13 protein-coding genes and 1 pseudogene are annotated in these 25815 nt (G+C 31.7%); 11 read left to right on the plus strand and 3 right to left on the minus strand.

The genetic code is table 11. The features are described 5' to 3' along the window. From V5787_RS06605 to V5787_RS06655, 11 genes and pseudogenes are all read left to right on the plus strand, one after another. A pseudogene (locus tag V5787_RS06605) lies at positions 1-197 on the plus strand (IS630 family transposase); the annotation flags it as partial. 517 nt (positions 198-714) lie between these two features. Further along, entirely contained in the window at positions 715-3486 is a 2772-nt protein-coding gene (locus V5787_RS06610) for a triple tyrosine motif-containing protein (RefSeq protein WP_336892470.1), read from the plus strand. Positions 3487-3709: 223 nt separating this feature from the next. After that, on the plus strand, positions 3710-6859 hold the full coding sequence (locus V5787_RS06615; RefSeq protein ID WP_336892471.1) for a TonB-dependent receptor: 3150 nt from the start codon (positions 3710-3712) through the stop codon (positions 6857-6859). 18 nt (positions 6860-6877) lie between these two features. Further along, entirely contained in the window at positions 6878-8374 is a 1497-nt protein-coding gene (locus V5787_RS06620) for a RagB/SusD family nutrient uptake outer membrane protein (protein ID WP_336892472.1), read from the plus strand. A gap of 11 nt (positions 8375-8385) precedes the next feature. Beyond that, entirely contained in the window at positions 8386-10005 is a 1620-nt protein-coding gene (locus tag V5787_RS06625; RefSeq protein WP_336892473.1) for a PKD domain-containing protein, read from the plus strand. A gap of 25 nt (positions 10006-10030) precedes the next feature. Then, positions 10031-11725: a glycoside hydrolase family 16 protein gene (locus V5787_RS06630; protein WP_336892474.1), complete on the plus strand. Its 1695-nt coding sequence runs from the start codon at positions 10031-10033 to the stop codon at positions 11723-11725. Positions 11726-12141: 416 nt separating this feature from the next. After that, complete coding sequence (locus V5787_RS06635) at positions 12142-15606, plus strand: hypothetical protein (RefSeq protein WP_336892475.1); 3465 nt, start codon at positions 12142-12144, stop codon at positions 15604-15606. 66 nt (positions 15607-15672) lie between these two features. Next, positions 15673-16887: a glycosyl hydrolase family 17 gene (locus V5787_RS06640; RefSeq protein WP_336892476.1), complete on the plus strand. Its 1215-nt coding sequence runs from the start codon at positions 15673-15675 to the stop codon at positions 16885-16887. Between the two features lie 10 nt (positions 16888-16897). Beyond that, a complete protein-coding gene (locus V5787_RS06645) occupies positions 16898-17923 on the plus strand; it encodes a glycoside hydrolase family 2 TIM barrel-domain containing protein (RefSeq protein WP_336892477.1) in 1026 nt (341 codons plus the stop codon). An 11-nt stretch (positions 17924-17934) separates the two neighbouring features. Beyond that, complete coding sequence (locus V5787_RS06650; protein ID WP_336892478.1) at positions 17935-19437, plus strand: glycoside hydrolase family 30 protein; 1503 nt, start codon at positions 17935-17937, stop codon at positions 19435-19437. Between the two features lie 11 nt (positions 19438-19448). Continuing rightward, positions 19449-20870: an MFS transporter gene (locus V5787_RS06655; RefSeq protein ID WP_336892479.1), complete on the plus strand. Its 1422-nt coding sequence runs from the start codon at positions 19449-19451 to the stop codon at positions 20868-20870. A gap of 295 nt (positions 20871-21165) precedes the next feature. Here the strand turns inward: V5787_RS06655 and V5787_RS06660 are convergent, their stop codons facing one another. The 3 genes from V5787_RS06660 to V5787_RS06670 form a co-directional block, all read right to left on the minus strand. Beyond that, positions 21166-24285: an AAA domain-containing protein gene (locus tag V5787_RS06660; RefSeq protein ID WP_336892480.1), complete on the minus strand. Its 3120-nt coding sequence runs from the start codon at positions 24283-24285 to the stop codon at positions 21166-21168. Between the two features lie 101 nt (positions 24286-24386). Continuing rightward, a complete protein-coding gene (locus tag V5787_RS06665) occupies positions 24387-24800 on the minus strand; it encodes a transposase (protein WP_336892481.1) in 414 nt (137 codons plus the stop codon). Positions 24801-25267: 467 nt separating this feature from the next. Next, positions 25268-25603 (minus strand): DUF3024 domain-containing protein, encoded by a 336-nt coding sequence (locus V5787_RS06670; protein WP_336892482.1) that lies wholly within the window; start codon positions 25601-25603, stop codon positions 25268-25270. Between the last annotated feature and the right edge of the window lie 212 nt (positions 25604-25815).

The raw sequence follows: 25815 nt of genomic DNA on the forward strand, positions 1-25815 counted from the left end.
TACCATCATACTCACCTGAACGAAACCCAGATGAATATCTTAACTCCGATTTAAAATATGGACTCTCTGATAAACCAGCTCCTAAGACACAAAAAAAGATGAAGGAAAATTTAGAAAATCACATGAAAACACTTCAAAATGACAGCAAAAGGGTAGTCAAATATTTTAAACATCACAACATAAAATATGCTGCGTAAAACTAACGATATATAGATGCGAGGTTAATAGTACTCTGCATATTCATTTTCAATTGGATCCATCCCCAATGCTTCCGCATATTCCTTATTAGTAAAAGCCCCCCAAGCTTTATGACTTGGTAAGTGCTTTCTTGTGCTCCCTTGTTCTCTAAAAAAATATGGTTTATCTGTAAGGTATTTAGTTATTTGACGTGGATACCCACTATGACCACTGTATTATACTGATATAAAACAACAAAGCTCAAAATTATTCAATTTTACTTAAGATAGCACTAAATCTATTGAAAAATGAAAAAACCGAAAAACAAGGTGTTGCTGGCAAGTGACTTAAAGCTGGGGGTGGAGTCAAGATTATCTTTTAAAAGCACTAAATATATAAGTGTGAATTTGCCCTGATATAGCCCCAATAAAATTCATCTGTTTACAATATTTTATACTACATTAGTGGTTTAACATTCATTCCTAACCATTGAGATATAATTGTATTATAAGGTTCCTGTTACTCCTGCTATTTCCTGTGCTGTTAGTTGCACAGGAATTACCACCTATAGAAAATATTTCTCCAGAAATATACGATGCTGGGAATCAAAACTGGATGATATCTCAAGATTCAAACAAAAATATTTATGTAGCTAATAACTCTGGATTATTAGAGTTTAATGGAGCTATTTGGAAGTTGCATCATTCACCCAATGGAACAATAATAAGATCTGTAAAAGTAATTGAAGATTTAGTCTATACAGGTTGCTATATGGAGTTTGGTTACTGGAAAAGAGACCCGTTTGGAAATTTGAAGTATATTTCTTTAATCGACAAACTTACCGTACCCTTAATAAAAGACGAGCATTTTTGGAATATATTAGAATTAGATAATTGGATTTTATTTCAATCTTTAGATCGCATTTATTTGTACAATCTAAAGGACGAAACCTTTAATGTTATTTCAGCTAAATCAAATAGAGCTGTAATATTTCAAGTGGAAAACAGCATCTATTTTCAGAAAATAAATGATGGGATATTTAAAATTGAAAATGGAAAATCGATATTAGTTACGGATGATGCAATTCTAAAGAACAATGTGTTAATCGGCGCTTTTTCAATTGGTAAGAAAACACTTTTTATCACAGAAAAAGGAGAGTTCTTTTTTTATGACAAAAATGAGTTACGTAAGTGGGATATTACTGCAAGCAATGAATTAGAAGCAAAATATATTTATTGTAGCATAAAACTGAAAGACGGTAGTTTTATGTTAGGAACAACTTCGAACGGAATTATTCATTTAGACAGTAATGGAAATCTCCTAAGAAAAATAAATAAAGAAAAAGGTTTACAAAATAATACCGTACTATCAATTTTTGAAGACAGCGAAAACAACATATGGTTAGGGCTAGATAATGGCATAAGTCTCATAAATTTAAATTCACCTTTTAGTGTATATAATGATTCGAAAGGATTGTTAGGCGATGTATATGTTGTTAAAATATATAAGGGATATTTTTATCTAGGTACAAATCAAGGCTTGTTTTATAAACCTTTAAATTCAATAGACGATTTTAAACTAATAAAGAATACGAATGGGCAGGTATGGTGTTTAAAAGAACTTAAAAACACCTTGTTTTGTGGGCACAATAATGGAACGTATATTATTGATGAAAATAAAGCTGTGCATGTTTCTGATTTTGCTGGGACTTGGGATGTCAAAGAAATAGACTCTAATGAAAATTTACTGTTGCAGGGGAATTATGGTGGGTTGAGCATTTTAGAATATTCAAATAATAAATGGGAATTTAGAAACAACCTTGATGGCTTTGATATTTCTAGCAAGTCCTTTGAATTTATTACTGATAATCAAATAATTGTAAATCACGAATACAATGGAACCTTTATTTTAAATATTGATGACGAATTTCAGAGCATAGTCGTGCAAAAAAACATTATGGCTTATGGACTCGGTTCTAGTTTGGTTAAATATAATGATGCCATTATTTATACATCTAATGAAAATAAAGGAGCGGTGTATAATTACAACCCCGAAAACAAGAACTTTATTAGGAATGAATTATTGACAAGGACTTTTTATAATAAAGGAAATGAAATTATTGGAACACTAGTTTCAGACCCGGTTTCTGAAAGTATTTGGGGGTTTTCTGACAGAAATATAATTTGTTTATCAAAAGGGAAGTTTAACAAACAACCTAGAAAGATAGAAATTCCTATCTCAAATTCATTTAGAAGAAACCTTGTGGTAACTGGTTTTGAAAATTTAACCTATTTTGAAGATGACATTTTTTTAGTAGGTGTTTCGAATGGGTATGTCAAATTAGATTTAAATAAATTTAAAACAGAAGAGTATACAATACGAATTAATGCCATCAATAAAGCACTTAGAAATGCTCCTATAGAAAGTGTGTCCTTAAATGATACTCCAGAGTTTAAATCAGATGAAAATAGTTTAAATTTTTCTTTTAGTGTTCCTGAATTTGATAAATATACAGAGGTTGAATATCAATATCAACTAACGAAAATATCTGATGAATGGAGTTCGTGGTTCAGTAAATCAAATGTTTCATTCGAAAATCTTCCATCAGGAGATTATGTTTTTAGCATTAAAGCAAGAATCGGAAATACTGAAACCAATAATATAGAAAAATATTCTTTCAGCATTAGTAAGCCTTGGTATTTTTCTAATCTAATGATGTTGTTTTATACCTTGTTTTTTCTGATTATTTGTTTTTTAATACATAGAATTTATAAGAGATATTACACTGTCAAACACCAGAGAGAATTAATGAGGTCTGAAAGAAAATTAAAAATAGAAAATCTAAATAAAGAAAAAGAACTGATGAAAATCAGAAATGAACATTTAAGAAGAGATATTGATAGTAAAAATAGAGAACTTGGAATCTCAACCATGAACTTAATAAAAAAGAACGAATTTCTAAACACTATCAAAAAAGAACTAATAACCACAAAGAGTGTTTCTAATTTGAAGGAAATTATTAAAATAATAGACAAAAACTTAAATAGTACAGATGATTGGAAATTATTTAAAAAGTCGTTTACAAATGTCGAAAAAGACTTCTTCAATAATATTAAAATTATCCATCCTACACTTACTCCAAATGATTTGAAACTGTGTGCCTTTTTAAAATTGAATTTATCCTCAAAAGAAATAGCACAACTTTTAAATATCTCTCCAAAAAGTGTTGAAGTAAAACGATATCGTTTGCGTAAAAAACTAGAATTACCTCAAATTGCTAATTTAACGGACTATATATTCAATATATAATAAAAATAAAGCAATACGACACCACTACATTAACATTTTAATAAAAGTGATATTTCAGTAACTTAAAAATATTCACACCTACCTACCCCTTATGATTAAAGGGATTTTGTCTATTGTTGTCCTATTGTAAAACACACGTATGCTTTTTGTAATGCCTTAATATTTTGTTAACGATTTATTCAAGCATAAATTTACACTTTAACCAATTTAATTTTATATCAATATGATTTCAAGAATTTTATTTTTTGGATTTTTTCTAACAACAATAATATCTTTTGGGCAAAATATAAGTGTCAGTGGTATTGTAACGGAGCAGGGAACAAATACACCCCTACCCGGAACTAGTGTTGTTATTAAAAACACAATTACAGGTGTAATAACTGATTTTGACGGGAATTTTCATTTAACAAATGTTCCTTTAAATTCAGTTTTAGAAGTTTCATTTATCGGTTTTCAAACGCAATTGATAACCGTAACAAATGATCAATTAATGAATATAATCCTTATTGAGGATTCTTCAGTTTTAGAAGAAGTTGTAATTATTGGGTATGGTACACAAAAAGTAACTAAAGTTTCTGGGGCAATTTCTGTAGTAAAATCAGAATCTATCGAGAGACTAAAACCTGTAAGAGTTGAGGAAGCCCTGCAAGGGAGTGCTTCTGGAGTTACGGTTATCCAAAATGGTTCGCCAGGTAGTACGCCAACAGTATTAATTCGAGGTATTCCTTCTTTTTCGGGTACAGCACCTGTAGTTATAATAGATGGTGTACCACAAACTTTGGATGATTTAAATGCGATTAATCCATCCGACATTCAATCAATGAGTGTTTTAAAAGATGCTGCTACTACCGCTATTTATGGTGTTAAAGGAGGAAATGGAGTTATTGTAGTAACAACCAAAGGAGGTAGGAAAAACCAAAAAACCGAATTTAACTTTAGTACTTATACGGGAGTTCAGTCTATTTTGAATAAAATCGGTGTCTTAAATGCCAGTGAATATGGGTCAATGCTTAATGAAGGGAGTGTTGCTTCTGGTGGTGATTTAATTTTTTCAAACATTTCGGCTATAGGTGAAGGGACAGATTGGCAAGACGAAATATTTGAAGACGCATTGATAACTTCACACTCCTTATCTGCAAGAGGAGGATCAGAAAACATAGGTTATTTTTTATCATCAGGCTATTTAAGTCAAGGAGGTATTGTAGGGGGGTATGACAAATCAAATTTTGATAGAGTTAATTTCACTGCAAATTTAGATATTCAAATTATAGATAAATTAAAGTTTATCATTAACACAAGTTATGTTAATATTAAAAGCAAATCGATTGCGACAAACTCGTTTAATTCTGTTATTGGTAATGCGGTAAATTTTGACCCAACAGTATCTGTTTATAATACAGATCCAAATGATTTTGCTTCATATGGATATAGTAATTTAATATTGTCTGAAAATATTAATCCAGTACAGCAATTAGATAACACCTATGATGAAAGCAACGGCGATAAATTATATGGAAAGCTTGAATTACAATATGATATTTTAGACAACTTAAAGATAACTTCTCGTTTTGGTTATACCAAATGGGATCAAGTTAATAAAAGTTTTTCCCCATTAGCATATTATGGTCCTAACAATGTGTCAAGTAGTTACAATTCAGACGGTAGTGTGAAAATGCAAGATATAACTGATGAAGATGGTAATATAGTAGCATCCATACCTTCATATAATAATAGTGTAACTGAATGGACAGTTTCAAATTTCCAATACACTTTTGAAACATATGCTAATTATGCATTTAATATTGATGAAAAACATAATTTTGATATCGTATTAGGTATCTCCAACAGTAAGTCAACAGGACATGGGACCTCTGCTACAAGACAAGATGTTAGAGATAATTCTTGGTCATGGGCAGATATTAGTGCCGCTACAGGTATCAATACTATATATAATTTAAATGCTTATACTGGTTCAACTTATCAAGAATTAGAACGTAGAAATATTTCTTATTTTAGTAGAGTAAATTATGATTATGAGGGGAAATATTTAGGTTCATTTTCAGCTCGTAGAGATGGGTCTATGGCTTTTGGTTCCGATAATAAATTTGCAAACTTTTATGCAGGTTCATTGGGTTGGGTAGCTTCATATGAGGATTTTTTCAAGTCAGAAACCATAAATTTCTTAAAGATTAGAGGTAGTTATGGTACAGTAGGTAATGAAGCTGTAGATCCACAGTACGTAAGCATAGTAACAGGAGGACCAAGTTGGGGTTCAACAGCAAATAGCAATGGGTATACTTTTGGTTCAACATTTCTTTCTGGTGCCACAGTAAACTCGTTCAGCAACTCTAGCTTACAATGGGAAGAGCAAACACAATATAATATTGGTTTTGATGCCACATTGTTTAATAATCTAACGATAACTGCCGATTATTTTAACAAATCTGTAGATGGACTATTGTTTACAGAGGCTACACCTCTTTATGCTGGAACATCAGAGCCAGTGCAATCAAATATTGGGAGTACAGAAAGTAAAGGCTTGGATTTAACCATTGGCTATCATACAAATAGAACCAATGATTTTAAATTTAGTACGAGTGTAACATTTACCTCATCTGACAACTTAGTGACCGAAACAAATAGTGATGGTACTGCGTTTGTAGAGGGAGGAAATTATTATAATGGTTTAGATCAAAATGTAACACGTTTTGAAAAAGGATTTTCTCCAGGGTATTTTTATGGTTATGTAACCGATGGATTATTTCAAAATCAAGCTGAAGTTGAAGAACATGCAACACAAAGCGGTGCGCAATCAGGTGATATTCGTTTTGTAGATGTAAATGGAGATGGTGTAATTACAGAATTAGATAAAACTAAAATAGGAGATCCTTTTCCTGATTTCACTATAGGATGGAATCTTGGTTTTGAATATAAAAATTTCGACTTAAGTATGTTTACATACGCATCTGTTGGAAACGACATGTATAGAGCATATGAGCGTAATGCCCAATATACAAATAAAGATAGAAGTGTTTTAAGCAGATGGACTGGTGAAGGCACTACTAATAATGCTAATTCACCGCGATACACTTTTGATGATGCCAATAGTAATATTAGAGCGTCTGATAGATATGTAGAAGATGGATCTTTTATAAAAATCAAAAGTTTATTAGTAGGCTACACTTTTCCAGAAATACCTAATAACATTTTTAATAAAATACGCTTATATGGTCAAGCCAAAAACTTATTTACTTTCACTGAATATTCGGGCTATGATCCTGAACTTGGAGGAGGTGTTTTAGAATCAGGAATTGATAGAGGAGCATATCCACAAGCAAGAACATTCTTAATTGGTTTAGACCTTAAATTTTAACATTCAAAAAACAATAGTATGAAATATATAAATAAAAGTCTTGGATTAATCATTATACTTTCAATCTTTGTTAGTTGCTCTGATTTTGTAGATTTTGATCCACATGATGAGTTTGAAGTTACCGAAGCAGATTATTTACAAAGCCAATCAGATTATGAAACAATGGCAGTTAGCTGCTATACACCTATGCAATGGCTCAACCAATTAGTGGTTATTGGAGATATTGCTTCAGACAATGCTGTAGCAGGAGGTGAAAACGCAGCTGATGTTGTTGCACTTCAAAACATAAACGATTTATCACGTTTAACTTCTAACAACACTACACTTCAAGATTTGTACTTGTCTGCTTATGAAGGTGTTAATAGAGTAAATTATCTTGTAAGTTATAAAGATGCGAACTTACTAGGAAATACGATAAGTTGGGACGGTAAAGAAGCCATGTATGGTGAATTATACTTCTTAAGAGCCTATTACTATTTTAATTTAGTAAGACTGTATGGAGATGTAGTTTTGTTTACAGATAGAAAGTTAAGTCTTACCGATTTTGGAACCTTACAAAGATCCCCTAAAGCAGATGTTTATGCACAAATAGAAGTAGATTTAAATGCTGCCATAAGTGCACTTCCAACATCTCAAGCTCAAGACGGTAGAATTACAAAATACACTGCTCAAGCCTTATTAGGAAAAGTATATGTATATCAAGAGAAGTTTAGTGAGGCAGCAAATGTACTTGATAACGTTGTAAATGGACCATTTACTTTAGTGTCTAATTTTGATGATATTTTTTTACTAGAAGGAGAAAACGGATCAGAATCAATCTTAGAAGTACAATATTCAAAAGATCAAGCTTATTACAATTGGGCAGGTCATACACGTGGACAAGGAAACTATGCAGTACAGCAATGTGGTGTTAGAAGTATTAATGGTACTGATGATATGCCTTATAATTCTGGTTGGTCTTGTAATTTACCTACTCAAGATTTAGCCGATGCATATCAAGAAGGAGATCAAAGAAAAGACGCTACTTGTTTCGATATTGAAGCTTATGTAGCAGCGAATCCTAGTTTGGATATAACATATCAAGCAGCCCCTCATGACAAGACTGGACTATACAATAAAAAGTATTTACCAAGAAAAGGTCAAACAGCTGGGCAGATTGAATTAAATTACGAAAACAATCATCGTATTATTCGATATTCAGAAGTATTGTTGTTAGCAGCAGAAGCTAATTTAAGATCATCATCCGTAGATGTTGCAAAAGCACAATTGTATTTAGACATGGTTCGTGATAGAGCATTTGGAGATGATAGCCATAGAGTTACGGCAACAGTAGATGCTGTTTGGAATGAAAGACGATTAGAGTTAGCAATGGAGGGTGATCGTTTTTTCGATTTGGTTAGAACAGGTCAAGCCTCTAGTAAAATAGACAATTTCGTAATCGGTAAACACGAACTATTTCCTATTCCTCAAGATGAAATTAACATTTCAGGTTTAACTCAAAACCCTGGATACTAAAAAGTTAAATTATGAAAACATTAAAATATTTTTTTAGTACACTTTTCATCCTAGTAACTGTATTGAGTTGTGTGGACGATCAAATGGGTGATACTGGTTTTATTGAAACAGTTGTAGCACCATCTGATATTTCGGCATTGTTTGATATATCACAAGACAATACTGGTACTGTAACAATTACTCCAAATGGAGTAGGCATAGCTTATTACGATTTTTATTTTGGGGATGATACTCCAGAGCCAGAAAAAGTACTTGCAGGTAATAGTGTCGTGCATATTTATACAGAAGGAACCTATACGGTAAGAATCGTAGCTATCGGAATCACAGGATTAGAGGCTGAAACCACACAAGAAATCAACGTATCATTTCAAGCACCAGAAAATCTAGAGGTGACCATAGAAAATGATGCGACAATTTCTAAAAAGGTTGATGTAACTGCGACTGCAGATAATGCAATGACCTTTGATGTCTATTTTGGAGAGAATCTAGATGACGAACCTGTTGAGGCTAATATTGGTGAGATAGCATCATTTACTTATCAAGAAGCAGGAACTTATAGTATAAGAGTTGTTGCCAAAGGAGGAGCTATTGAAACTACTGAATATACCGTAGAATTTGAAGTGACAGAAATTTCACAACCATTAGTATCGGCATCAGGACCTCCTGTAAGACAAACTGCAGATTATATTTCTATTTTTAGTGATGCTTATACAGACTTAGATGGCACAAATTTTAACCCAGATTGGGGGCAATCTGGTCAAGGAAGTGGCTATGCAGCATTCGATTTAGAAGGTGATAATATGTTGCAGTATATTAACTTAAGTTATCAAGGAATTGAATTGGCTGAATCAGTAGACATATCTATGATGGAATATATGCATATTGACGTATGGACAACGAATGTTTCTGAGATAGAAATTTCATTAATTGAAACTATTAATTCTGAGACTATTGAAGCTCCAGTGACAAAATCATTGGTTGCAAATGAATGGAATAGTTTTGAGATCCCATTGTCAGATTATATAGACCAAGGATTGACATTACAAGAATTATTTCAGCTAAAATTAGAGGGTACTCCTTGGGCAGAAGGATCCGTATTTGTAGACAATATTTATTTCTATAGAGCAGAAACATCAACAGGGTCTTCTGAATTGGAAGGAACGTGGAAAATGGCTTCAGAAGCTGGCTCAATGATGATATATTCAACTGCTAACCCTAGCGAGGTATGGTGGTCTATTGATGCTGCTGGAGTTGAAGGTAGAGCCTGTTATTATGATGACACATATGTTTTTGGTGCAGATGGTTCTTTTAGTAATATTCTAGGTAATGAAACTTGGCTTGAAGATTGGCAACATAGTAGTGGTTTATTTGGTTGTGGAACTCCGGTAGCACCACATGACGGCTCTAATGCGGCTACTTATACTTACAACGAAGATATTATTACTTTAACAGGATTGGGGGCTTATTTAGGGCTGCCAAAAGTAAATAACAATGGTTCTTTACCTGATGTTGATGTAACTTCTTCTATATCGTATATATGTACACTTTCTGATGACGACAATACAATGACGCTTTATATTGAAGATGGTACTGGTACATGGGCTTATAAATTAATACGTCAAGACATTTAACCTTTGAAAACTAAAAATGAATACAATGAAAATTTATAAATATTTATTTCAAACATTTTTTATTGCAGCAGCATTGTTATTATCTAGTTGTGATGAAGAAACGCACGAGTTTGGTGATATTATTTCACCTTCTAATATACAAGTAACCGCAGAAATTGTTGGTCAAGACACGAGTGATCTTAACTTCGAATTTGGAGATGGATCAGGATTTGTTAATTTTAACTTTAGTGCAGATAATGCATTGAGTTATAAAATTAATTACGGTGACGGTACTGCTGTCGAAGTAGCACCATCTGGCGAAATAACAAAAAGATATACTACAACTGGTACAAATACGTATACTGTTATTTTATCTGCTGTAGGTACTGGTGGTGTAACATCAACAACATCAATAATTGTAACCGTTTTTTGTTCATTTGAAGATTCGGATGCAGCTGACTTTTTATCTGGAAGTACTGTTGGAGAGACTAAAACATGGTATTGGGCAGCAAATGAAGCAGGACATGTTGGACTAGGACCCGTTGAAGATGATTATGGTAATGGAGAATTTTCATACCCTGCTTGGTGGGGTACAATCGGAGCTTGGGATGAAGAAAAGTATTGTATGTATAGTGCAGAGTTTGTTTTTACTAGAACAGAAGAAAGTGTAACATTTGAACAAACAGTAGGACCATCTTGGATACCAGGTACGTACGCTCCAACATTAGGTGTTGATGGTGATACTTGTTATGACGAAACAGATGTAACGGATATGTTTGGAGTTAAAAACGTTTATTTTGCACCATCATCTTCTAAGGCAGGAACAGAAGGAAGTTATAATGAAGTGGATTATAGAGGAACAGAAATTACAATTGCCGATGGCGGAACTTTAGGATGGTTTGTAGGAAGTAGTACGTATGATATTATTTCAATAACTGATGATAAATTAATAGTTAGAATTATTGAAGTTGGAGGTAGCAATGCATGGTATCAAACATTTACTTCAACAAAACCAACTGAAGGAGAAACTGTTTTTGAATCAGCATTTAATGATCTAGTTTGGTCAGACGAATTTGATATTGACGGTGCACCAAATACTGAGAACTGGATTTACGATATCGGTACAGGCACCAATGGTTGGGGAAATAATGAAGAGCAAACGTACACTAACAATGCAGAGAATGTTAGTGTAGCAGACGGTATTCTTACAATTACTGCGAAAGCAGATGGCAATGGAGGTTATACATCAACAAGATTGAAATCTCAAGGGCTTCAAGAATTCACCTACGGGCGTATAGAAGCTAGAGCAAAGCTACCTTCAGGTCAAGGTACATGGCCTGCTTTTTGGATATTAGGTTCTAATATCACAGATGTTAGTTGGCCTGCATGTGGAGAAATTGATATTATGGAGCAAACAGGAGCAGATAAAAATTCTACTATAGGAGCATTCCATTGGTTAGACGAAAGCTCTAGTAGTACTGCAAGTCATTCAGACAATAAAGAAATTGAAAATGCTTCTAGCGAATTTCATTTGTATACCTTAGAATGGTCTGAAGATGAAATTATAGTTTTGGTTGATAACGAGCATGTGGTAACATTAACTAACAGCGATAATTTACCTTTTAATGCAGATTTCTTTATCGTCTTAAATATTGCTATGGGTGGAACATTAGGCGGAGAGATTGATTCAAATTTTACAGAAGACACTTATGAAATTGATTATGTACGCGTATATCAATAATATTAGTTTTTCATAGAAAAAAGGTCGAGATGTCTAAAAAGTACCCGGTCTTTTAAAAAAATAATCAACCTCCTAGAATTAATAGTAATTTTTTTGAAAAAATATTATTTTTATAGGACCAAAACTACAGGAATACAAATTGATGCCTCAGGTTTGGCTTTGTGAATTTATATTTCAAAAACAAGTACTGCTTCTGTAACAAATAGCAGAAAGTTGATTAATAATACAATAAATACATAGATAGGGGTAGCAAATTAGAATTTATTTCCCATAGTTAAATTAAATTTTCTTACCCCTATTTTTCTAAAACAAGAGTCCAATCATTTAGATAAAATAATAATCTGATAAGAAAGGGTTTATGTAGAATACATTTAAAAATCCTCAACAAAGACAAAGAGGTAGCTTAAACATATCATATGATTACAAATCCAATATATATAGGGAGTAAGGAACTATCCTTACAAGAAAAAGAAGTCAGAGGAAAACAAATTCATTTTGACAATGAGAGTTATTATAAGATTTCTAACAGCGATGCAATGCGACCATTTTTTATGAGCATTGTAAGTGATTCAAATCATTGGATGTTTATTTCTAGCAATGGAGCATTGTCAGCAGGAAGAAAAAACAGTGAATTTTCACTTTTTCCATATTATACAGATGATAAGATAACAGAATCTTCGGAAGTTACCGGTAGTAAAACCATATTTCAAGTTCATGTAAATGGTAAAACTTATATATGGGAACCATTTTCTGATAATTATAAAGGAATTTACGATACAACTCGAAATCTTTATAAAAACAGCTTAGGAAATAAAGTAATCTTTGAAGAAATAAATGAAAATTTAGGGTTGACATTTAGATATCAATGGAGTTCTAGTGATGCTTTTGGATTTGTAAAAAAATCGACCATCACCAACAATACCAAACTCAAAATTGAAGTTTCTGTATTAGATGGAATTCAAAATATATTACCCTATGGAGTGTCGACAGAAATGCAAAATTCAACAAGTAATTTAGTAGATGCCTATAAAAAAAACGAATTAGATCCTGAAGTCGGTATTGGTATTTATGCATTAAGTGCAATTATTGTTGATAAGGCTGAGCCAAGTGAAGCCTTAAAAGCATCGATAGCATGGTCTATAGGATTAGAAAAATCCACTTATTTAGTATCCTCTTTACAAGTTGATAATTTTAAAAAAGGAAAGTCCATAAATCAAGAAACTGATATACGTGCAGAAAAAGGTGCCTACTTTATTGTTACAGATCTAAACCTTGATTCAGAAACTAAAAAAACGTGGATGATTGTGGCTAATGTCAATCAATCCATAGTAACCATAAATGAAATTTCAGAAAAAATAAAATCCGATAAGAATCTTTTTGCATTGGTGCAAAAAGACATTGAGTTAGGTTCAAAAAGTTTGGTTGCGTTAAATTCTGCTTCAGATGGTCTGCAACTAACCGAGGATAAATTACAGAATACTCGACATTTTTCAAATACTCTTTTTAATATTATGAGAGGTGGGATTTTTGATAATAATTATCAAATTGAAAAAGCCGATTTTATAAAGTACATTGAAAAAGCCAACAAACAAATAGGTAAAAACAAAGCAGAATTCTTAACGAACCTTCCTGAATTATTTTCGCTTAATTATTTAAAAGAATTGGCAGAAAATAGTGAAGATACAGATTTTAAGAGGCTTTCTTTTGAGTATATGCCTTTAAAATTTAGTAGGAGACATGGAGATCCAAGCAGACCATGGAATAAATTCTCAATCAATACTACAAGTGAAATTGACGGCTCAAAAATATTAGATTACGAAGGGAATTGGAGAGATATATTTCAGAATTGGGAAGCACTCGCTCACTCATACCCTGAGTTTATCGATAGTATGATTCATAAATTTTTAAACGCAACTACGTTTGAAGGTTATAATCCATACCGCGTTACAAAAGACGGGTTCGATTGGGAAATCGACGATCCTGAAGATCCATGGTCATATATTGGTTATTGGGGAGATCATCAAATTATTTATTTACTAAAGTTTCTAGAGTTTGTTGAGCGTCATTATCCGAATAAATTAACAGGTTATTTTAATCAAAATATTTTTGTTTATGCCAATGTTCCATATAAAATAAAATCTTACAACGATATTTTAATCAATTCAAAAAACACTATTGTTTTTGATGAGGAATTACATAAAGAAATAGAGAAGCGTAGAGAAAAGTTTGGAGCGGATGGTGCTTTGCTAAGAGATCAAAATAGCTCAATTTACAAGGCAAATATTTTTGAGAAATTGCTGGTTACCGTTTTGGCAAAAGTATCAAACTTTATTCCTGAAGGTGGAATTTGGATGAATACGCAAAGACCCGAATGGAACGATGCAAATAATGCATTAGTGGGTAATGGTGTATCTATGGTAACACTTTATTATCTAAGACGTTTTTTAAATTTCTTTGAAAATATTGTAAAGAAAACTTCAGATAAAGAAATTGAGATTTCATCAGAATTAGGAGTCTTTTTCTATAAAACACATGCTACTTTTAATAATAATCTAGATTTGCTTTCTGGAAAAATTTCTGATACTGGTAGAAGAATAATATTGGATAGTCTTGGAAGCGCTGGTAGTGATTATAGAACTTCTATTTATTCAAATGGATTTTCAAAAACTAAAAAGTCAATTACTAAAGAGGAATTTTTAGAGTTTTGTAGAGATACCAAAAAATTCTTAGATCATACTATAGAAGCAAATAAGCGTAGTGATAAATTATATCACGCGTATAATTTAATGACTGTTAAAAACGAGTCAGAAATTACTATTTCCTACTTGTCAGAAATGTTAGAAGGACAAGTTTCTGTCTTAAGTTCTGGTTATTTATCTTCAACAGAAGCATTAGAGTTATTAGATGCATTAAAAAGCAGTGCTTTATTCCGATCAGATCAATATAGTTATATCTTATATCCAAATAAAGAACTTGCAAGATTTAAAGAAAAAAATAACATACCAACAAAAAAAGTAGTTTCATCTGAATTATTGCAACAACTATTAAAAGATGGTAATACACAAATTATAGAAAAGGATGTAATAGGGAATTATCATTTTAACGGAACATTTAATAATGCAGACAGTTTAAAAGGGGCTTTGTCAAGATTACCATCAAAGCAATATGAAACTCTTGTTAAAAAAGATTCTGAACTTTTGTTAGAAATATTTGAGGACATTTTTAATCACAAAGCATTTACAGGAAGATCGGGTACTTTTTATGGGTACGAAGGTTTGGGGTCAATTTATTGGCATATGGTTTCAAAATTGTTATTAGCAGTTCAAGAGTGTTGTTTAAAAGCAATCGAAGAAAATCAAAACAAAGAGATTGTAGGTAGACTGTTAGAACACTATTATGAAATAAACGAAGGAATTGGTGTACATAAATCTCCAGAATTATATGGGGCTTTTCCAACCGATGCCTATTCACATACACCAGGAGGAAAAGGAGCACAACAACCAGGTATGACAGGGCAGGTTAAAGAAGATATTTTAAGTAGATTTGGAGAACTTGGTGTGTTTGTAAAAAACGGTAGACTTCAATTTAGTCCAGAATTATTGAGGAAAGAAGAGTTTTTAAAGAAACCAAGCACCTTTACATATACTGCAATAAACAAAGAAGTAAAACAGATTGAACTTGAAAAAAAATCACTTTGCTTTACCTATTGTCAAATTCCGATTATTTACAAATTAGCAACTAAAAACAGTATCGATGTGCAGTTTTTAAATACTGCAACAGTGTCTTTAAATGGATTGCAATTAGATGAAGAATTGAGTAATCAGGTTTTTAAAAGAACTGGAGAAATTGACAATATTACGGTGTTATTAAATAAACTTTAATCAACGGCAAGAATGATGAACATCAAATATAAAATACTAGTTATAGTACTAATGTCAACATTATTTATGAGTTGTGTTAAAAAAAACACCCAAAGTAAGTCAACAAAAACAATAGATAAATCAGCAAAAGAAATATTAGGAAATCCAAATTATTTAGCAATGTCATATGGAGGATATCGACATGCTGATCACAGTATAGAGCCAACAATAGATCAATTAAAAGAAGATATGAAAATTCTCTCTGCAATGGACGTTGGGATTGTACGTACCTATAAATTGAATTTACCACATGCATCCAATCTTTTAAAGGCTATTCGTGAAATAAAGCAACAAGACCCATCTTTTGAGATGTATGTAATGTTAGGGATTTGGATAGATTGTAAAAACGCATGGACAGACCAGCCCTTGGTTCATCATGAAGAGAGTGAGCGAAACGCTATAGAAATAGAAAAGGCTGTGGTATTAGCAAATAGATACCCAGATATTGTTAAAGTGTTAGCGGTTGGTAATGAGGCAATGGTAAAATGGCAAGCTGGTTATTTTGTAGAACCTTGGATAATTCTAAAGTGGGTAAATCACTTACAAGAGTTGAAAAAAACAAAAAAACTCTCAGATAATTTATGGATTACAAGTTCAGATAATTTTGCGTCTTGGGGCGGTGGAGAATCTCAATATCATGTAGCAGAATTAAATGAATTGATAAATGCAGTAGATTTTATTTCGATGCATACATATCCAATGCATGATACGCATTACAACCCTTCTTTTTGGGGAGTGCTAGAATCCGAATCCGATTTGTCAGATCTTAAAAAAATTGATTTGGCTATGCAACGTACGTTGGACTATGCCATAAAACAATATGAAGGTGTTTCAAATTACATGAAGAGTATTGGAGTTAACAAGCCAATTCATATTGGAGAAACTGGTTGGACAACTATTTCAAATGAGTTGTATGGCTCTGATGGATCAAAGGCAGCAGACGAGTATAAGGAGGCGAAATTTCACAACTTAATTAGAAACTGGACCAATGAAAACGGAATATCGTGTTTCTATTTTGAAGGCTTTGATGAACCTTGGAAAGATGTTGAAAATCCAGAAGGATCAGAAAATCATTTTGGTTTGATTACTGCAAAAGGAAAGGCTAAATACGGATTGTGGGAATTGGTAGATAATGGCGCTTTTAAAGGGTTAACTAGAGATGGACAAGCTATTACTAAAACATACAACGGAAATTTGGAAGCTCTTTTAAAAGATGTTTCAATACCTCCAATAAAAAAATAATACTATTTCAATGACTAATAAAATCAAATTAAATCAGCTATTAATCATACTTCTGCTTATTGGAAATCTTATTTCTTGTAATAAATATGGAGTAAATAAAGTCACTGTTTCTGATCGTCAGATTTTGGTTAATGAATCACCGTATATAATTAAAGGTATTTGCTACCATCCAGTGCCAAAAGGAAGTGATATTAGAAACTTCGAAACTTTAACACAAGATTTAGCGTTGATGGTAGACGCTGGTATTAATACCATCAGAGTATATGAACCAATTGATGATATCGATGTTCTAGATGAAATTCATGCCGCAGGGTTAAAGGTTATTATTGGTTTTGGATACGACCAAAATGGTATTTATGATATTCAATCTGGTTCATACATTGATTATGTAGAAAAGTATAAATCCCACAACGCAATTTTATTATGGGAATTAGGCAATGAATATAATTTTCATCCAGAATGGTTTAATGATGATATTAAAAACTGGTATAAAATACTGAATGAAAGTGCTAAAATAATTCACGAGATTGATAATAGACATCCTGTAACAACAGCACATGGTGAATTACCAGATCAACAAACACTTGCAGTATGTACTGAGATAGATGTTTGGGGAATGAATGTTTATAGATGGGATAATCCAACTGAAATTTTCGCCCAATGGAAATCTGTTAGTAATAAACCAATGTATCTATCTGAAGCAGGTAGCGACAGCTATATGACGATAACTAAAAACGGATATGAAAAAGGAGTAAATGAGCAGGCACAAGCAGATGCAAATGCCAATATTTTAACGAGTGTTTTTAACAATCAAGAAATCTGTTCTGGTGTTACAATGTTTTCATTTACTGATGGCTGGTGGAAATCGGGTAACAATGCTGTTCAAGATATTGGTGGATGGGCTCCAAACAGTACTGGAGTACCTTATGACGGGACGCCAAATGAAGAATATTGGGGAATTGTTGATATTAATAGAAAGAAGAAATTGACTTTTTATGTAATTAAAGAAAAATATAGTAATAAAGTAGCAAACTAAAATCTAAAAAAATGAAAAACTTGAAAATATTTAGCATTTTACTAATAATAAGTATGGTGTTGAACTCTTGTTCAAACAAAAACAAATTGGAAATTGAAGTTTATGAAACTTCAGCTACGGGAAACAAATTAAGTAGAATTACAGAGTTTCCAACTTCAGAAGTTAAAACAACAATAAAAATATTACCCGAGCAAAAATTTCAAACCATTACAGGTTTTGGCGGTTCGTTTACCGAATCTTCTGCTTATCTACTAAATCAACTAAGTAAAGAAAATAGAGAACTAATTATTCAAGCTTATTTTGGAGAAGAAGGAGCCAAATACTCACTTACTAGAACGCATATTAATTCTAGTGATTTTTCATTAAGCAACTATTCTTATGCTCCAGTAGAAAATGATATAGAGTTAAAACACTTTTCTATTGAAGAAGATAAAGGTGATATAATTCCTTTCATCAAAGATGCAATGGCGATTTCTAAAGATGGATTTAAAATCGTGTCATCTCCTTGGACTTCACCTCCTTGGATGAAGGATAATAAAAGTTGGGTTGGAGGGAAATTACTACCTGAATACTATGACACTTGGGCACTTTTCTTTTCAAAATACATAGATGCTTATAACGAAGAAGGCATTGATATTTGGGGGATTACAATAGAAAACGAACCTCTTGGAAATGGAAACAATTGGGAAAGCATGCATTATACAGCAGAAGAAATGAACACTTTTGTTGCAAATCATTTAGGACCAAAACTAGATGCAGATGGAAAAGGATATATTAAGATATTGGGTTATGACCAAAACAGAGATCATTTAAAAGAATGGGTAGATGTAATGTTTGATGACAAAGAAGCTTCAAAATATTTTGATGGTACTGCTATACATTGGTATGCTAGTACTTACGAAGTATTCCCAAAAACCTTACAATATGCACATGATAAAGCACCAGATAAATATTTAATTCAAACGGAAGCCTGTGTAGATTCTGAAATTCCAAGGTGGAAAGATGATAAATGGTATTGGTCCAAAGAAGCAACAGATTGGGGTTGGGACTGGGCTCCTGAAGAGGATAAACATTTGCATCCAAAATATGCTCCAGTAAATCGTTATGCTAGAGATATTATTGGTTGTCTTAATAATTGGGTTGATGGCTGGATAGATTGGAATATGGTTTTAGACAAACAAGGAGGTCCAAACTGGTTTGAAAATTGGTGTGTTGCTCCCATTATTGTTGATCCAGAAAATGATGAGGTATATTTTACTCCGTTGTATTATACAATGAGTCATTTTAGTAGATACATTCGTCCAGAAGCACAACGTATTGGTTTTGAAAATTCTGATGAATCACTTTTGGTAACTGCTGCTCTTAACCCAGATAAATCGATATCTGTTATAATCTTTAATGAAACCGAAACTGTAAAAAGCATTAATCTAATCTTAAATGAAAAATCAGTAAGTTTTGCAATTGATGCAAACGCGATTCAAACAGTAGTAATTCCAAATTCTAAACTTAACTAAATCATATAATCATGCCTATAACGTCAAACAAAGTTCCTTTTGGTCAAAAAGTTGCCTTCGGAATTGGAATGCTCGCCAATCAAATGTTTCCTGCAGCAATGGGGATCTTTATGGTTGTATTGGTGAAGGATTTAGGGTTTCCTGGTTGGATGTGGGGTGTGATTTTCTTTTTACCTAGGATTTTTGATTCTATCACAGATCCAATTATGGGCTTTATTTCAGACAATACAAAATCGAAATGGGGAAGACGAAGACAGTATGTGTTTATAGGTGCCTTAATAATGGGGATTTCATTCTCTATTTTGTGGCAATTACATAGAGAAAATGGTTTAGATTATAACTTTGTTTATTTTATATTATGGTCTTTCGTGTTTTATTTAGGGCTAACAATTTTTAGTGTGCCGTATGTTGCAATGGGTTATGAGATGAGTAACGACTTCCACGAACGAACAAATATTATGGCTGTAGCACAATGGATTGGTCAATGGGCATGGGTTATTGCTCCTTGGTTCTGGGTAATCATGTACGATCAAGGGTGGTTTGAATCTGCTGATATTGCAACCAGAACGATAGCCGTTTGGGTTGGAGTTATTTGTATGATTTTTGCAATGGTACCTGCTATTTTTATTAAAAGTAAATCTACCGTTAACGAAAATTATGCACCCCTAAATGTGAAAAATATAGGGAACAGTTTTAATGGAATTATTGAAGGGTTTAAGGAAGCGTTTAAAAATAAACCGTTTAGAAAATTATGTATTGCCACTTTTTTGGTGTACAATGCTTTTAATACAGTTGCTGCTTTTACTTTTTTTATTGTTGTATATTATTTATTTAATGGAGATGCTGAAGCTGCCGGAATATGGCCTACTCTTTTTGGTAGTCTTGGTGCCTTGGCAACAACCTTTTTAGTCATTCCGATTGTAACGAAAATGTCTAAAGTAATGGGTAAGAAAAATGCATTTATAGTATCTCAAAGTATTTCTATTGTAGGCTATATTTTACTTTGGTTTCTGTTTGTACCTGGAAAACCCTATATGTTCATTTTTGCGTTGCCATTTTTCGCCTTTGGAATAGGGAGTCTATTTACTCTTATGATGTCAATGACGGCAGATGTAATTGACTTTGATGAATTAAAAACGGGACTACGTAGAGAAGGTGTTTTTGGTGCTATATATTGGTGGATGGTAAAATTTGGATTTGCAATAGCAGGATTATTGAGTGGTCTGATCATGTCATTTATAGGTTTTGATGCTACTGCTGCATCACAGCCAGAAGGAGCTATTACTGGATTAAGAATTTTCTTTTCTGGCTTACCTATACTAGGAACCTTTATTGCTATTTTAGTGATGCTAGGTTATGATATGACCGAACAACGGGCTCATGAAATTAGAGTTCAATTAGAAAAACGAAAAGTAAAATCAACAAAAATCTAATTGAGACAAGAATGCATAGATATAAGTAAAATTAAAATGGATTTTGTCCAATCGTATGTCTGCTTCATCTCAACTTATATTATTTGAAATGCACAAATGTTTAGCCTCTGCCTTCCAAAAAATCGTATGTTAATTTCCTTATACAATGGTATTATTCTTTTAATAATCCCTAACGGAATCAAGCCATTTGGTATAATACCAAATGAATTTCAGATTAGTTGATAATAAATTTGAATTATTTTTTTCTTTAGATGAAATAAAAAATATAAGCATAGCCCCGTTACGGTTTTGTTTTTTACCACAGTTCTTTGTTGTGCATTCGTACTTCTTCACCAAGTTTATTTAATTGATTAAAGTAAGCTTTTTTCAGCCAAATATCTTTATCTCCAATAGCTATAAATCTATATTTAGCTCTTGTAATAGCAACATTTAATAAATTCGGTTTTTGTGAAGCCCAATTTGCTGCTCCTTTTGTTGTTTCATCAAGACCTAAGCATAAAATCACACCTTCCGCTTGTTTCCCTTGAAAAGTATGAACTGTTCCAATGTGGCTTTTCAACCATACTGTCATTTCTTTACTATCTATTTCTTTGTATTTCTTTATCTCATTTATTAGATGTTTAAAAAGAAAAGAATTAAGCAAATAACTTATTTGACTAAAAGGAGTGATAACAAAAACATCAGGTAAAGTTTTAGAAAAGTTAATTTCATCAATTAAAATCTCTTTAATTTTTTCGGCTTGTTCTTGTACAAAGTGCCTTTCTTCTACAATCCCTTTACAATGTATAAATGATGTTTTGAAATTTACGCTAATCCTTTTTGGGCTTGCAGTAGAGCAATACATTGTATTATCGTAAGCAATGTTGTTTGATATTTCAAACATAGGACTTATACATCTTCTATGAACCCTTAATGGAATTCCTATCCATTCTTCTTTGCTGTTAATTGTTAAGTAAGAGCCTAAAGGATTAATTCTATCTGCCATTGATTGTACTGAGAGCTCTGAACTTATATTGTCTTTGCCCAAATCAAAATAATTGCTAATGTTATCGGTTATAGAATTAGGAATAGTTACAACTGGTTCTATTTGAAATGGGTCGCCAACTACGCCAACTCTTTTTGAACGCCATATTGAGCCTGCAGCAGCTTGAGGGATTGCTTGACCTGCTTCATCAATAAATAACCAAGGAATATCTTCTTTACCTAAATCTTTAAACATTGTTTGTATTGAAGCAAATGTGGAAGAAATTACAGGAATTACAAGAAAGAATGTATTCCACATTCCTTTTATTTCTTTTTTAGAAGGGGTAGAACCTCCTTTTAAATATTCAAAAAACCCTGCAAGTGTTGTTGAAATTCTGCTAGAAGTTGCATTAGCAGTTAAAATAAATATTTCATTTAACTTCAGGGAAATAATGAACAATTCAGATTGTAATTTCTTTAATTTTTCTGAATACCAAGGACAAGATTCTTGAGATTTTTTAGATTCTATGTTTTTCCAATACTTTAAATCTGCATAGTTATTTTTTAATTCCAATCGTGCTTTCTCAGTTTTTGTAGTTAAACCTTCTACTTGTTTTGTTAAAATAGCCTTTTCACCTTCTTGACTTTGAAGTAAAGAATCTAAACGATTAAACTCAGTTTCATTTTTTGATAAAATTGGAATTTCAATATTTAATTTATCTGAAATTTGGTTATATGTATTAAGTGCGTTTTCTAAAGCTTTTTTATAAGTATTTCGTTTGTTTTTATTGAACCAATAAGAGAGAAAGTTTGGTTTACTGCTCTTTATAACGGCTAGTTCGTTAATTATAGATTTTTTATTATTATCAAGACTTAGTACTTTGTCTTTCTGAATATGGTATTTCCTTTTTGAAGTTTCATATTGCTTTTTTGTATGTTCTAAATTTTGAATTGTTTCAAAAAGTGTCTTTTTGACGTAGACAAAGGTTTCATACTCTTTTTTAAATGTTTCTAACCTTTTCTTCTCTTCTGAAATTTCATTTAGCTTATTTTTAAAAGTGGCTTTTACAGATTCCCATTCAGAATTATCAAAGATTTTATCTTCTTTTAAAGTGTTTTGTAAATCTTTATTGAACCATAAGTTACTTACTAATGAATTCCTATTTTGTTTATTACCTAAAACAGCAGATATAATCCCCCAATTTTCTTTATTAATACAGTTTTCAGCAACATTTTTAAAATAGGATATTTCAGAATGGTATTGTTTTGAAACTTCTTCTTTTAAAGGTAATTCTTTAGAAATATTTTCTACAGCTCCGTTATTAGAAGATGCAATAACAATTCCGCCATTCGATATAGATTCTAATGGTTCGTAGATAAAAGGTGAAAATTTCTCCGTTATTTGAATAGAACCTACTTTTTTAAATGCATCAGAAGGATTCGTGATTTTGATTAGTTCTTTTGCTCTTTTTACAATTATTGGAGCAATAATATCTCTAAGTAAAGTTGTTTTTCCTGTTCCAGGAGGACCATTAACCGAAAACATACCTTCTTGATTGTTTTCTGATAGATTATTGAAAATATTATTTACAGCAAATTGTTGCATTAAGCTTAAAGTATATTCAGAAGGCCAACATCCATCAGGATAATTAGAAGGTGATAAGTTAGTTTTTAACTCTTCTATGTTCTTAGAAACATCTAATCTACTTGATTTCTTATTTAAGCTGCCGTCTAAGTATTGTTGAAAAGCTTTTGGAATTGATTTTTTATCGTAAACAGAAATTATTTTTTCTAAATCGGTTATATAGAAACTATTAAGAATATCAGCAGTAGATTTAGTTTCGTTTTTACTTTTGAATTTTTCAATTCTTTTTACATATATTTCCTTAGGTGGTTTTACACTCCAATTACTAATTGATTCTACTTTATTTTGAAACTTCAAAAGTTGCTGGTTATTAACCACAGTTGATACTTTTATTATTTCATCAGATGAATTAGTGATAGTTTCTTTAAAAATTAATTCAAGATATTCAAGTAAATTGTCCTTAACAGTTTGAAAGGAAAGTTCCCAATTATCATTTTTTATTTTGTTGTTTTCTAATTGGTTTAAAGCCCAAGGAAAAGTGGATATTCCAAATGAGTCATTAATATATTTACCTTCAATATCTAGTTTTAAAGAAGCGTAACAAATTTTTGAATTTCTGAAATTTTCATCTTTTTTTGTGTCTTTAAAATATTCTTTCACAAATTCATTTGCAACAGAAGAATCGAATACACCTAAGTAAATTGTATATTCAATTGTTTTATTTGGGTCTTGGGTTTTGTATGGGGTTTTCCAAGGTTCTATATCATTAAGTAGTTCAATATTTTTTTCAGAAGCCTTTGGTGTAGAAGCTGGGCTAAAATGTTCTAATTTATGCCAGCAAGACAATAGTTTTTTATGGTCACTCATTTATTTGTATTTCGATTGTCTTTTTGTATGATGCACAACGGCAGTTTGTCTAAAAACCTCCTTTTACTTGTTTAAGGATTCAAATTCACGAAAAAAACGGATTAATATTTGAAGAGTTGTAATTCATTATATTTTTTATTTAAATAGATTGTAAATGTATTTTTGTAGTTGTTTTCGGCTATTTTAAAAGTTAAGACCATTGATAAATGAGTAATTAGACCTATTAATTTCTCGATACCTATCGTGTTTATAATTCTTTTTAGGTTGTATGCTAAAAAAATAAATCCAACATCAGCAGAGGCTCTTTTAATGGATTTCTTTGTCATAATGTGGTCAAATCCCCATTGTCTTTTCATAGTTCCAAATGGATGTTCTACAATGGCTTGTCTTTGTGTATATATTTCAAGGTTTTTAGCAATGTTATTTTTGTTTATTTCTAGAGCTTCAGCAAACTCATGACACTCTATTATTTTTTGATATTTTGCTTTGGTACACAGATTTTCTACTTTGCTCAAAGGTAGCATGTTTTTTAATCCAATAATTAATAGAAGATCTGGAAATGTTATACTTTTTGGAAGCATAATTAACTGAAATCTGACCGTTTTTTATTTGGTCAATGACGAATAATTTATGCTCAAAAGTTCTTTTTTGGTAGTAGGTTTTGGACAGTTGTCCTTTTGTGTTTTCATAAGTGACTATAATTAAGTGTTTAATTTTTAGTCAACCTATTTCAGGAATGTACACTAATAGATCCAGGTCATAACCCCAACCAACAATCCACTCGCCATCTTGTATGTTATTTTCTTTTTTGAAACCTGCTAATAAATTTCATGACATTTTTAATGTTTGTAGCAGTTCTCATTGGAGGAGAAGCAATATTTACCTGATTTACTAGTTTAGCCAATGATTTCATGAATATAAAGTTCAGTTTAAATTCGAATTGTATAATTTGTTTTGGAGGTATGAATTAAATCCTTTGAAATCAGCCCCAAAAACATCCATTTTCATCTTTTACTAATAGTTCAATAAAATCCGATAGCTTTTCTACTCTTGGTTTCGGCTTGTATAGTATCCATTTTTCATTTGAAGTCATCCAATAAACACTCCATGTTTTTTTTGTTTTCACGTATTTTGCCTTTGCAATTGGGAGGTTCTGTATTATGTTTTTGTCCGCCCAATTAGGTCGTATTTCAAAGATTTCAAACGTATTGTTTTTATATGAACAGGATACATCAACTTGACTTCGAAGCTCTTTAGGAGGTCTAATTTTATCTATATATGCTTTTATTTGTATTTCTGAAAAATCTATAACTTTCATTTATTAGGTTTATTTATTATGTTCCAAAGTTATCATTTTAGATTTGTTGTAAAATATCTTTGAGAAATTATTTTTCGATAAAAATAGTCAAAGGAAAAAAGTTCATTCTATCAATTAAAAATCCTCTAAAAATTGCATTTATTTCTTGAATTTAAGTTTTCTGAAAAATTGAAAAATAAATTTCCTCAAATATTATTGTTTTAATTAATTGT

The organism is Flavicella sp. (assembly GCF_037132785.1).
Taxonomy (GTDB): Bacteria; Bacteroidota; Bacteroidia; order Flavobacteriales; family Flavobacteriaceae; genus Flavicella.